11 protein-coding genes are annotated in these 11,850 nt (G+C 66.0%); 4 read left to right on the top strand and 7 right to left on the bottom strand.

The window, feature by feature from the left end; genetic code table 11:
- Positions 1-11: 11 nt before the first annotated feature.
- Positions 12-935 carry an NAD(+) diphosphatase gene (gene nudC / locus B2527_RS01660; RefSeq protein WP_293705794.1) on the top strand — a complete coding sequence of 308 codons (924 nt, stop codon included), beginning with the start codon at positions 12-14 and terminating at the stop codon, positions 933-935.
- A 42-nt stretch (positions 936-977) separates the two neighbouring features.
- Entirely contained in the window at positions 978-1,865 is an 888-nt protein-coding gene (gene ampE, locus B2527_RS01655) for a regulatory signaling modulator protein AmpE (RefSeq protein ID WP_293705793.1), read from the top strand.
- Between the two features lie 203 nt (positions 1,866-2,068).
- On the opposite strand, the gene B2527_RS01650 is transcribed toward ampE, so the two are convergent.
- The 5 genes from B2527_RS01650 to B2527_RS01630 form a co-directional block, all read right to left on the bottom strand.
- Positions 2,069-2,440 carry a DUF2752 domain-containing protein gene (locus B2527_RS01650; protein ID WP_293705856.1) on the bottom strand — a complete coding sequence of 124 codons (372 nt, stop codon included), beginning with the start codon at positions 2,438-2,440 and terminating at the stop codon, positions 2,069-2,071.
- 49 nt (positions 2,441-2,489) lie between these two features.
- Complete coding sequence (locus B2527_RS01645; protein ID WP_293705792.1) at positions 2,490-2,798, bottom strand: CD225/dispanin family protein; 309 nt, start codon at positions 2,796-2,798, stop codon at positions 2,490-2,492.
- A gap of 28 nt (positions 2,799-2,826) precedes the next feature.
- Entirely contained in the window at positions 2,827-3,162 is a 336-nt protein-coding gene (locus B2527_RS01640) for a hypothetical protein (RefSeq protein WP_293705790.1), read from the bottom strand.
- A gap of 95 nt (positions 3,163-3,257) precedes the next feature.
- Positions 3,258-5,147 (bottom strand): MFS transporter, encoded by a 1,890-nt coding sequence (locus B2527_RS01635; RefSeq protein ID WP_293705788.1) that lies wholly within the window; start codon positions 5,145-5,147, stop codon positions 3,258-3,260.
- A gap of 63 nt (positions 5,148-5,210) precedes the next feature.
- On the bottom strand, positions 5,211-6,083 hold the full coding sequence (locus tag B2527_RS01630) for a LysR family transcriptional regulator (RefSeq protein WP_293705786.1): 873 nt from the start codon (positions 6,081-6,083) through the stop codon (positions 5,211-5,213).
- A 97-nt stretch (positions 6,084-6,180) separates the two neighbouring features.
- Between B2527_RS01630 and B2527_RS01625 the strand changes: the two genes are divergently transcribed.
- Entirely contained in the window at positions 6,181-7,380 is a 1,200-nt protein-coding gene (locus B2527_RS01625; RefSeq protein ID WP_293705784.1) for an MFS transporter, read from the top strand.
- A gap of 151 nt (positions 7,381-7,531) precedes the next feature.
- On the opposite strand, the gene yccS is transcribed toward B2527_RS01625, so the two are convergent.
- Both yccS and B2527_RS01615 read right to left on the bottom strand, forming a co-directional pair.
- Positions 7,532-9,700 carry a YccS family putative transporter gene (gene yccS, locus B2527_RS01620; RefSeq protein ID WP_293705783.1) on the bottom strand — a complete coding sequence of 723 codons (2,169 nt, stop codon included), beginning with the start codon at positions 9,698-9,700 and terminating at the stop codon, positions 7,532-7,534.
- Between the two features lie 91 nt (positions 9,701-9,791).
- Entirely contained in the window at positions 9,792-10,709 is a 918-nt protein-coding gene (locus tag B2527_RS01615; RefSeq protein ID WP_293705781.1) for a LysR family transcriptional regulator, read from the bottom strand.
- Positions 10,710-10,792: 83 nt separating this feature from the next.
- Here B2527_RS01615 and B2527_RS01610 point away from each other — a divergent pair, with 83 nt between their 5' ends.
- Positions 10,793-11,788, top strand: a complete 996-nt coding sequence (locus tag B2527_RS01610; RefSeq protein ID WP_293705779.1) for an aldo/keto reductase — start codon at positions 10,793-10,795, stop codon at positions 11,786-11,788.
- The last annotated feature ends 62 nt before the right edge of the window (positions 11,789-11,850 follow it).

Raw genomic sequence — 11,850 nt, 5'->3', positions numbered from 1 at the left:
GGCTCTTGCCGATGGTAAACGCTGAATACAAGTTCTCCGGGTACGCTTTCGCCGCGACCGCACTGGATCGGGGTGACACGCTGCGTGTTGACGCCGATGCGCTGGCGGCCCTGTGGCCACAGGCGCGGGTACTGGTGCTGGATACCGATGGCCGCGCCTTGGCCGATGCCGACGAGCAACCCTTCCTGCCCCTGGGCAGCGAACTTGGCGGCGGCCCCGGCACGGCGATCTACCTGGGCAAGGGCGCGGAAACGGCCTGGTTCGTGGTCGAGGCCGGCAATGTCACCGTGCAGGCCCCCGGCCGCGTGGACCTGCGCCAGGCCGCCACGATCTGGCCGGCCGAGGTGGTCAATATCTTTTCCTATGCGCGCGGCATGTCGTATTGGCATTCGCGCAACCGCTATTGCGGTGTGTGTGGCGCGGCTATCCAGTTTGGTCGCGCCGGCTTCATCGGCCATTGCCGGCAATGCGGCACCGAGCACTATCCGCGGGTAGACCCGGCGATCATCGTGGCCGTGGAAAACAACGGCCGCCTGCTGCTGGGCCGCCAGGCCAACTGGGCGCCGCGGCGCTACTCGGTGCTGGCCGGCTTTGTCGAACCCGGGGAAACCTTCGAGCAGACTGTGGCGCGCGAGGTCTATGAGGAAACCCGGGTGCGGGTGATCGCGTCGCGCTACCTGGGCAGCCAGCCCTGGCCCTTCCCCGGTGCCTTGATGGTCGGCTTCGCCGCCACCGCGCATGACGATGTACCCACCGTCGACGGGGAGCTGGAGGACGCGCGCTGGTGCACCCGTGAAGAAGTGGCCGCGGCCCTGCAGCGTGAGTTGTCCGATGACGGACAGGGCCTGCTGTTGCCGGCGAAGATATCGATCGCGCGCAGCCTGGTGGAGCATTGGTACCGCCAGCAGCCCGGGACCCGCCCGGATCATGGGTAAGCCGCGGCGCCAGCGCCTACAATCGCAGGCCGGAGGAAGCGCATGTTCACGACCCTGGTAGCTGTCATCGCCGCACTCGTGCTGGGCCACCTGGCCCCGGCGCTGCTGTCCGCCGTGCGTGATTGGCGCTGGTTTGGCCGGTGGCTGGCCTGGTTGCAGGGCCAGGGCGATGCCGAGCAGGGCCGCCCCTATCTGCTGGTGCTGGCCATCGCCCCGCTGGTGTTGCTGGTGGCACTGCTGCAGTGGAGTCTGGATGGGCGGCTGTATGGCCTGCCAGCGCTGTTGTTCGGGGTGCTGATGCTGGCGCTGTGCTGGGGCCCGCGCGATCTGGATCGGGATGTGGAAGCGGTAATCGATGCCGATGACGGCAGTCGCCGAGAGGTTGCCTTGTCACACCTGCAATCGGCCGGTGGCAGCGTGCGTGAGGACATGCCCAGCCTGGTCGAGGCCACTGCGGTCAATGCCCTGCGCCGCTGGTTTGCGCCGCTGTTCTGGTTCCTGCTGCTGGGCCCGGCCGGTGTGCTGCTGTACCGCCTGTTGGCGCAGGCCACGCAAGGCGCGCAATCAAGCCAGTTGGCCCTGCCTGCACGCAATGCCGGTGACTGGGCCTTGGCGGTGCTGGAATGGCCGGTGGCGCAGTTGATGACGCTGTCGATGGCGCTGGTTGCTAATTTCGACACGGTGTTCTCAGCATGGCGGCGCGCTGGCGGCAATCGCTGGACACTGCAGAACGGCTTCCTGGCCGAGGCAGCACGCGCCAGTGTTGGCGCGGAACTGGTGGAAGAAGCTGAGGCTGCAGAGCTGGCGGGCCATCTGCCGGCCGATGAGCGCTACCCCGAGTTGCGCGATGCGATGAGCGTGGTCTGGCGCATGCTGCTGCTGTGGATGGCGCTGGTGGCAATGCTGGTGATCGCCGGTTGGGTTGGCTGAGCCTGAAGGCAGCGTAGCCGGTAAGCGCAGCGCACGCGGGGATCGGAGTCCCTGTGGGGATCGAGCTGTCCGCCACCTGCCTGGGTGCGCTGCGCTTGCCCGTGCTACGGGCCGAACATTCCATCGGTCGTGGCTGGCCATGCATTACCCTGCAGGCGCGCAGGCCGACAGGTGCCGCCGAGCGCTGCCGCAGTGGAATGCTCTCAGGTGGGCGCGAGCAGGGTAAAGGGGAACCAGGGAAGGTTGCGTGCTATCCAGTAGGTCGGCAATAACACCAGCCACAGACGCGGCTCCATTGCCACGCGCATGAAAGGCTGCAGCCAGCGCGGTTGCCAGCCGGCCGACCACAGCATCATCAGCGGCACCACCGCCAGTGTGACGAGACCGAGAGGGTTCAAGGAAAACGCCCGCACCACATCGCCGTGGACCAGTGCATGCAACGCCCGGGTCAAGCCGCAGCCAATGCAATAGTGCCCGGTGAAGGCGTAGAACATGCAGGGGGGGAACGGATTGCCTGCAGCGTTGGGGTCGAACTTCCACAGCAGCCAGACGCCGGCCGGGACGGCAACCGCCATCCCGGCCAACAGGACTTTCTGGGTACGTGAGAACGTCAGTGCCAAGGTCTTACTGGTACTGCTGCAGCATTTCCATGTAACCGGCGCTACCCACGGTGGCGAAATAGATGATGTTGATCACCAGGCCGAGGATGGCCAGCCCGGTGGTGACCCAGCACCAGGTTTTGGCGGTGTTGGACGCACGGCGCGCACCGTCGATGTCACCCTGCGCCAGCAGCGAATTCACCTTGGTGGAAAACACGATACCGACAATGCCCAACAGGCCCAGCGGGCAACACAGGCAGGTAGCCAGGACCGTGGAGATGATCGACCACGCGAGGTAGTTGGGAATGCTGTTGCTGGTGTTGACGGTGTTCATCCATATCTCCGATTTGGGCAGCAGGGGGTTAACGTGATTTGCAGGTATTGGCCGCGATCAACGGCGAAATGATCATGGTCGCGACCCAGCATAGTGGCCAAGTGATGAAGCCGATGAAGACAAAGCACAGCAGGAAGTTGACGAAAGCCAGCGCCCAGTAGCCGAACATGAAGAGCAGGCCGGTCACCACGTTGCCGGCATACATGTGGCCGATGCCAAAGACCTGGAACAGGCCCGGTATCACCTCCAGCAACGCGGCGACGCCGCCCGACTTGTGCGGGTGGTAGTAGTGGTGCACCTGCTGCACGTTGCCCGTGGGCCCGGTTACGGCAGGGGGCGTGTTGTTATGCGTGGTCTGGTCCATGACTCCCCTTGGCGCTGCACCGCATGGCGTACCCATACGTGTGTGCCTTGCGGCGTAGGGTAGCCAGAACTCTGACGTCTGGAAAGCAGCTATTCCTATGCTTGGTCACCACGAAGCCTGAGCACTGCCGCTTCCAGTGCCGGCGCGCTGGTGTTCTCCCCCTTCACCGGCGGCCCGGCTACCACCTCGATATGGGCACGGAACCTGCGCGGTACGCGCATGCGTCCCAAGCGGGTATCGCGGCGGCTCCACATGCTGGCCCACATGCCTTTCAGCGCCATCGGCACGACCGGCACCGGGCGCCGTGCGAGGATCTTCTCCACCCCGGATTTGAAGGCGGCGATCTCGCCGTCCCTGGTCAGGGCGCCTTCGGGGAAGATGCAGACCAGCTCGCCCTCGGCCAGCGCCGCATCCACCTCGTCGAAGGCGCGTTGCATCAGTGCGGCATCTTCCCTGGGGCTGGCGATGGGGATGGCCTTGGCGGTCTTGAAGATCCAGCGCATCACCGGAATGTTGAAGATGCGGTAATACATGACGAAGCGGGCCGGGCGCGGGATCACCGCCGACAGGATCAGTGCGTCCATGTAGCTGACATGGTTGCAGACGATCAGCGCAGCGCCTTCGTCCGGCACATTGGCTTCCACCCCCTTGACCCGCAGCCGGTACAGTGAGCGCACCATCACCCAGCTGAGGAAGCGCATCAGGAACTCGGGCACGATGCTGAAGATGTAGATCGCCACCACGATGTTGGCGATGGCAAGTGCCAGGAACACCTGCGGGATGCTCCAGCCCAGCAGACGCTGGCTGAGCAGGCCCAGCACCGCGGCCAGCACGATGAAGCCGGAGTTCTGGATGTTGAGCGCGGCGAACACCCGCGACATTTCCGATTTCGGCGTGCGGCTCTGGATCAGCGCGAACAGCGGCACCACGAAGAAGCCGGTGAACAGGCCGATGCCGAGCAGGTCGATGATGATGCGACAGCTGCCGGGCTGCTGGACGAAGCCGGCCACGTCCAGGCCTGCCACCGTCACCGCGCCGGTACGCGCGAAGTACAGGTCCAGCAGGAAGGCGCTCATGCCGAACGCGCCCAGCGGTACCAGGCCGATCTCGACGATGCGCCCGGACAGCTTCTCGCACAGCAGCGAGCCCACGCCGGTGCCCAGCGAAAACAATGCCAGCGCGAAGATGTACAGCACCTCGTCGCCGCCCAGGTTGACCACCGCATAAGTCGGCAGCTGCGAGGTGAGCACGGTGCCGAAGAACCAGAACCACGACACCCCGAGGATGGCATTGCGCACCGCCTTCTGCTTCTTGGCCAGGCGCAGCACCGCCAGCGATTCGCTGATCGGGTTCCAGTTGATCTTCAGGTCCGGCGCGCCGGCATCCACGCGGGGGATCATGCGGGCGGTGAAGTTGCCGATCAGCGCCAGCGCGATGATGGCAACGGCGGCGACGATTGGCCCATGGGTGCCCGCCAGCGCAAAGATCATGCCGCCGGCAATCATGCCGGTGAGGATGGAGATGGACGTGCCCATTTCCACCAGGCCATTGCCGCCGGTCAGTTCCTCGGGCTTGAGGATGGACGGCAGCACCGAGTATTTGACCGGGCCGAACAGGGTGGACTGCAGGCCGGTGCAGAACAGCGCCACCAGCAGCACCGGCATGTTCTGGGTAAGGAAGCCGACCGCCGCCAGCGACATCACCACGATCTCCATGGTGGTGGTGATGACGATGAGCTTCTGCTTTTCCAGCTTCTCGGCGATCTGCCCGGCAAGTGCCGAGAACAGGAAGTAGGGCAGGATGAACAGCGCCGGCGCTAGGTTGGTGTACAGCGTGCGTTCCTCGCTGCTGACGCCCAGATAGAACAGCAGGCCGATGATCGCCTGGCGGTAGATATTGTCGTTGAAGGCGCCCAGCGCCTGGACGATGAAGAACGGGAGGAAGCGGCGCTGCGTGAGCAGGGCGAACTGGTTGTGGCCGGACATCGTGACTCCTCGGTGCTGCGCGGCACATTAGCAGACCGCCCGGCAGGTATTGGCGAAGGCGGCTCAGGCCGCAGGGCTGGGCAACAGCGCCAGCAACGCACGTGCGGCAGGGGTAGGGTCCTGCCGCCATACCGCGCAGGTGCGGAAGCGGAAGGCCTCGCGCAATGGCCGCACCACGGTGCGCTGCATGCGCGTGGCCATGCTGTCGGGCACCACCGCCACCGCCAGCCCGGCCGCGACCAGCTGCTGCTGCAGCTCGCTGTGGGTCACCTCGTACTGCAGCTGTGCCTGGATGCCACGCTCGCGTAGTGCATCGTCCAGCATGCGGCGGACGCCAGCACCCGGGACCAGTGCGGCCAGGGGCAGCCCCTGCAAAGCCTGCAAGGGCACGCTGGCGGCGGCGGCCAGTGCATGCCCGACCGGCATCACCAGCGACAGCCCTTCCTCATGCAGCAAGCGGTGCTGGGGGGGCAGGCTGACCTGGGGGCCGACGCCGACCAGGGCCAGGTCCAGCTGGCCCAGTTCCAGTTCGGCCAGCAGGGCATCGCTCATGCCGGCTTTCAGGTGCACTTCCACGGCAGGGTGGGCATTGCGGAAGGCGGCCAGCAGGGCCGGCACGTCGACCACGTTGAGCGAGGTGATCTGGCCGATGTTGATGCGTCCACGCACGGTGCCCAGAGCGAGCGCCATTTCTTCCTGCAGGCGCGCGGCGGCCTGCAGGGTGAGCCGCGCATGGAGCAGGAACACATCGCCAGCAGCGGTTGGCCGCACATGGCGGGCACCGCGCTCGAACAGGCGGGTACCCAGCGCCTCCTCCAGTCGTGCGATCTGGTGGCTCAAGGCCGACTGCACGGTGTGGCAGCGGATGGCGGCAGCGGTGAAGCCGCCTTCCTCGGCAACCGCGACGACGAACTCAAGCTGGCGCAGGGTGAACATGCCATCACTGAAACAGATGGGTTGGATGAAAACAATACATTTGTGTCATCGCGCAGGGCCGCGCAGACTGGCCCCCGCTTTCCCACAGGTTCCCCCGATGAGCGCTGCTGCCCCCTCCCTCCATCGCCCGCTGAGCCAGGCCCAGGTCCTGCTGCTGGCCGCCGCCACCGGCTTGATCGTGGCCGGCAACTACTACGCGCAGCCGTTGTTGCAACTGGTTGCCGAGGCCTTCGCCATCGACCCCGGGCAGGCCGGCTGGGTGGTGACGGTGGCGCAGCTGGCCTATGCCGCCGGCCTGTTGCTGATCGTGCCGCTGGGCGACCGGCTGGAACGCCGGCGGCTGATCGTTGGGCTGTTCGTGCTGGCGGCGGTGGGCCTGGCCATCAGCGCCACCGCCACGCATTTCGCCCAGCTATTGGCCGGCACAGCGCTGGCCGGACTGAGCGCGGTGGCGGCGCAGGTGATCGTTGCCCATGCCGCCGGGCTGGCCACGCCGGAGCACCGCGGGCGGGTGGTGGGCACCATCATGGCCGGCTTGCTGCTGGGCATCCTGCTGGCGCGCACCGCCTCGGGCCTGCTGGCCGGGTTGGGTTCCTGGCACACCATCTACTGGGTGGCCTGCGCGGCCTTGCTGCTACTGGCGGTGGTGCTGGCACGGGTGCTGCCGGCCCACCAGCCCAGCGCCAGCCTGTCCTATCCGCGCCTGCTCGGCTCGGTGCTTGCGCTGCTGCGCGATGAACCGCTGCTGCGCCAGCGCTCGTTGCTGGGGGCGCTGTTGTTCGCCGGCTTCAGCGTGTTCTGGACGCCGCTGGCCTTCCTGTTGTCCGGCCCGGCCTATCACTACTCCATTGCCAGCATCGGCCTGTTTGGCTTGATAGGTGCGGCCGGTGCGCTGGCCGCAAGCAGTGCCGGCAAGCTGACCGATCGCGGCCATGGCCGTGCGGTTGCGCTCGGCGGCCTGCTGATGATGCTGCTGTCGTGGCTGTTGCTGGCGTTCGCGCCGGTATCGTTGAGCGCCTTGATTGCCGGTGTACTGCTGCTGGATATCGCCGTGCAGGCGGTGCATATCAACAACCAGAGCGTGATCTACCAGTTGGATGAGAGCGCCCGCAGCCGTATTACCTCGGCCTATATGACCTGCTATTTCATCGGCGGCGCCAGCGGTTCGGTGCTGAGCACGATGGCGTGGACGCATTATGGTTGGACTGGGGTCTGTGTCTTGGGCGGTGTGTTCGCGGTGATCGGGTTGCTGGTGTACTTCATGCCGGTGCGTCGAGCTGCCGTGGGAGCGGCGTAAGCCGCGAAGCGGGTGATGGCTCCGCTTGCGGGTTGCTCACGATTTGAGCGCGGCAAGAGGAGCATTCTTGGTGGTAATGCCAAAGGCAGAATCAACGGCACCCCTCCCCAACCCTCCCCTGCGCTCCGCGCAAGAGAGGGGGTAACAGCAACTACGCCGGCGACATCGCTTCTTCCGCCGACGCCCTCAGCTTCGGCAACAGTCGCAGCATCAAGGCCAGCTGGGTACGCACCAGCCGCGACTTCTCATCAATCTCGTCCGGCATCTGCTCCAGCGCATCGGCCAGTGCGATCTCGTCTTCCTGCGGGTCCGCCGGCTGGCGCCTGCCCAAGGCTTCAGACAATGCAGCCAAGGACTGCTGCAGCTGCCGATGCCCACCTGCAACCAGGGCATCTTCATTGACTGCATCCGCCTGTGCACGATGCGCCCCCAACGCTGACAGATAGCCCAGCAAGGTGTTGGACAGGGCGAGGAAGCGGAAGCCCGCATCCAGATTGCCGCGTGCATAACCGGGTTCGCGCAGCATGTTCGACAAGGCTACCGACAAGGCGACGTCGGCGTTGTGCATGTCGCGGCGGGCGATGCGGTAGGGCAGGTCGTCGCGCATGCCGCTGCGGTACTGGCCCAGCACCTCGTCCAGATAGGCGGCGCCGGTGGCAACCACCTGCGCCATCACCTTGTGCAGGCGCCGGCCTTCCCAGTCGGGCAGGATCAACAGCGAGGCGATGGCGGCGATGACGCAGCCGATCAAGGTGTCGAGGAAGCGCGGCCAGATCAGCACGAAACCATTGCCGATCAGGTTGAAGCACAGCAAGGCCATCACCGTGATCGCGGCGGTGGCCAGCAGGTAGCGGTCGGTGCGGGTGATGAAGAACAGCAGGGCCGCTGCCAGCGCCAGCAACAGTTGCAGGCCGGTGCCGGGGAACAGCTGCATCAAGGCCCAGGTCACGCCCAGGCCGAGCAGGGTGCCGGCGATACGTTGCACCAGCCGCAGGCGGGTGGCGCCAAAATTGGGCCGGCAGACGAAGACGATGGTCAGCAGGATCCAGTAACCGTTCTCCGGGTGCACCAGCTTCAGCAGGGCATAGCCGGCAATCAGCGCCAGACCGATACGGACGCCATGGCGGAACAGCAGCGAGCCTGGCGTCAGGGCCTGGCGCAGGCGGGTGCCCATTTCGCGCAGGGTGTGCGGCGAGGAATCGCGCAGGCGGGTGTCGATGCCTTCCAGCGGGGTATCCGCCAGTGCGGCTTCGGACAGCTGCCGCTCGATGCTGGTGAGGTTGGCCGCCAGCAGCTGCAGCGAACCCAGCAGGCGCGTCCACTGCGGATTGCGCTGCTCACGCAGGTATTGCAGCGAAGACTGCAGGTCCTGGCCGGCGACGCGGGTGCGTTCGCCATAGTCGAATGGCTGACGCAGGCGGATGGCCTCGCCCAGCGTCTGGCAGGCCTTGCCCTGCAGCGACAGCAGCCGCCGGCAGCGGAACAGCACGTCGCTGTGGAAGAAGGCCTCGGCCAGGGCTTCATACGGATAGTGCGAAGAACTGGCACGCTCGTGGAAGTCCTGCGCCATGTAGTACAGGCGGAAGTACAGGCCTGACTGCACGCCCGGCCGGCCAGAGCGGCCGAAGCGGCTGAGGATGGCGGTCTTGGCGATGTTCAGCGCCTGCACCACGCGCACGTTCTGCTCGGCCAGCGCCAGTCGGCGTGCTTCCAGATTGCCGTGCCGCACCGGCTCGAACAGGTCGGCCTTGAGCTGCAGGTAGTGGCCGAGCTCGAAGAACAGCCGCGCCAGCCGTTCGCGTACCGGGCGGTTGGCGAACATCGCCGTCCACAGGATCGACAGCAGGCCATACCAGCTGGCGCCGACCAGCAGCGGGATCACCTCACGCAGTGCCTGCTGCTGGCTGACGTTGTGGTGCTGGTCCATCGCGATCATCGCGTAGATCGCCAGCGTCACCGTGGCCTGGCCGATGGAGGCATAACGCTCGCCCAGCGCGCCGAGCAGGGTCAGGCCGAAGGCGGTCAACGCCAACGCGCTGATGAAGGGAACCGGGTAGGGGAAGAGCGCGATGACCGCCGCCGCAGCAGCGGCAAAGCACAGCAACGACAACAGCACGGATTTTGTGCGGCCCCACCAGTTGTCATCGGTCTCGGCGATGGCGCTGGCGATGATGCCCAGGAACAGGCCGGGGATGGCTTCGATGTGGCCGTCGTACCAGCCATAAGCGATGGCGGCGGTGAGGGCGATGAACACGCGCAACCCGTAGCTGGCTTTTTCGTGGGCCCAGAGCTGGCCTAGGTGACGGTCGAGGCGGCGCATGCCGGAAGCGGGGACTCGCGGGGATCAGGCTGTCAGCTTGCGGTGCCGTGGCGATGCAGGCAAGCGCGAACCGTCTGCAAGTGTGCAGGGATCAGCCTGCGGCATTGGCCGCGCGCATGAAATCGAGGAACACGCGCAGCTTGGGTGCCAGTTGTTCGCGCGAGGGGTAATAGAGATGGAAGCCGGGATAGGGCGGTTGCCAGTCATCGAGCAGTCCTTGCACGCGACCCGCGTCGATGTCGGCGCGGGCGATGGCTTCGAATACCTGCAGCAGGCCAAGTCCGTCGCGCGCTGCCTGCAAGGCCAGCGTGCTGTCGTTGAGCAGCAGAGGCCCGCTGACATCGAGGGTGAAGTCGCGGTGATCACGGCTGAACTCCCAGGGCATCACCCGGCCATTGCTGTTGCGGTGACGGATGCAGGCATGGCCGATCAAGGCTTCAGGCGTTTGCGGCGTGCCATGCCGCTGCAGGTATTCCGGGGCGGCGACCACCGTCCAGCGCATGGGCGGCCCCAGCGGCACCGCGATCATGCCATCGGCCAGCGCCTCGCCCAGGCGGATGCCGGCATCGAAGCCTTCGCCGACTACATCGACCAGTGCCGCCTGCATCGACAGTTCCACTTCCACCTGTGGGTAGGCGGCGTGGAAAGCGGGCAGGTGTGGCAGCAGCAGGTGCTCGATGGCGAAACGCGGCGCGGTGATGCGCAACTGGCCGGTGGCGACATCACGGTTGGCCTCCACCGCATGCAGCGCCTCGCCGATCCGGGCCAGCGCCGGCGCGGTGTCCAGCAACAGGCGCTGGCCGGCCTCGGTCAGGCCAACCCGGCGGGTGGTTCGTTGCAACAGGCGGGTGCCGAGCCGGCGCTCCAGGTTGCGGATGGTCTGCGACAACGCCGACGGCGAAACCGCCAGTTCGATGGCTGCCTGGCGGAAGCTGGCATGCCTGGCCACGCAGGCGAAGGCCGCGAGGGCCGGCAACAGGGTGGGATCTACTGTGAAGTCAGGCTTCATGGTCAATGCAGAGTATCCGCCTTTATTGACATAGTGGCGAGGGCCTACAGTTGCCTCCGTCCTTTCCCCCGTTGGAGTCGCCGATGAAAACCCGAGTTCTGGGCCGCAATGGTCCTGTTGTTTCCGCACTTGGCCTGGGCTGCATGGGCATGAGTGCGTTCTACGGCGGCCGTGGTGATGACGCCGCCTCGATTGCGGTGATCCACCGCGCGCTGGAGCGCTGCGTGACGCTGCTGGATACCGCCGACATGTACGGCCCGCATACCAACGAAGTGCTGGTCGGCAAGGCGATTGCCGACCGTCGCGCGCAGGTGTTCCTAGCCACCAAGTTCGGTGTGCGGCTGGATGCCAATGATCCGCAGGCACGCGGTGTCGATGGTCGCCCGGAATACGTGCAGGCGGCCTGCGAGGCCAGCCTGCAGCGGCTTGGCGTGGATCACATCGACCTGTACTACCAGCACCGTGTTGATCCGCAGGTGCCGATCGAGGACACGGTGGGGGCGATGGCGCGGCTGGTCGAGCAGGGCAAGGTGCGTTACCTGGGTCTGTCCGAGGCCGCGCCGGAAACCATCCGTCGCGCGCATGCGGTGCATCCGATCACCGCGCTGCAGACCGAGTACTCGCTGTGGTCACGCGAGCCGGAGCAGAACGATGTGCTGGCCACGGTGCGTGAATTGGGTATTGGTTTCGTGCCGTACTCGCCGCTGGGGCGTGGTTTCCTGACCGGCGCGATCCGCAGCCCGGCCGATTTCGAGGACGGCGATTACCGCCGCAACTCGCCGCGCTTCCAGGGCGAGAACTTCGATAGGAATCTGGCTTTGGTTGAGCAGGTCAATGCGATTGCTGCCGACAAGGGTGTGACGCCGGGGCAGTTGGCCTTGGCCTGGGTATTGGCGCAGGGCGATGACCTGGTGCCGATTCCGGGCACCAAGCGTCTGCCGTACCTGGAAGAGAACCTGGGCGCGCTGGAGGTGGTGTTGAGTGCCGAGGACCTGGCGCGGATCGACGCGGTGTTCCCGGTGGATGCAGCGGCGGGCCTGCGTTATCCGGCGGCGAGCATCGGTAGCGTGCATCGGTAAAACCGAGCTCTGCTTCACATGTAGAGCCGAGCCATGCTTGGCTGAGGCTTCAGATGTAGAGC

Source organism: Stenotrophomonas sp. UBA7606, assembly GCF_002477705.1.
Taxonomy (GTDB): Bacteria; Pseudomonadota; Gammaproteobacteria; order Xanthomonadales; family Xanthomonadaceae; genus Stenotrophomonas.
This window is presented reverse-complemented; position numbering and strand designations above follow the sequence as displayed.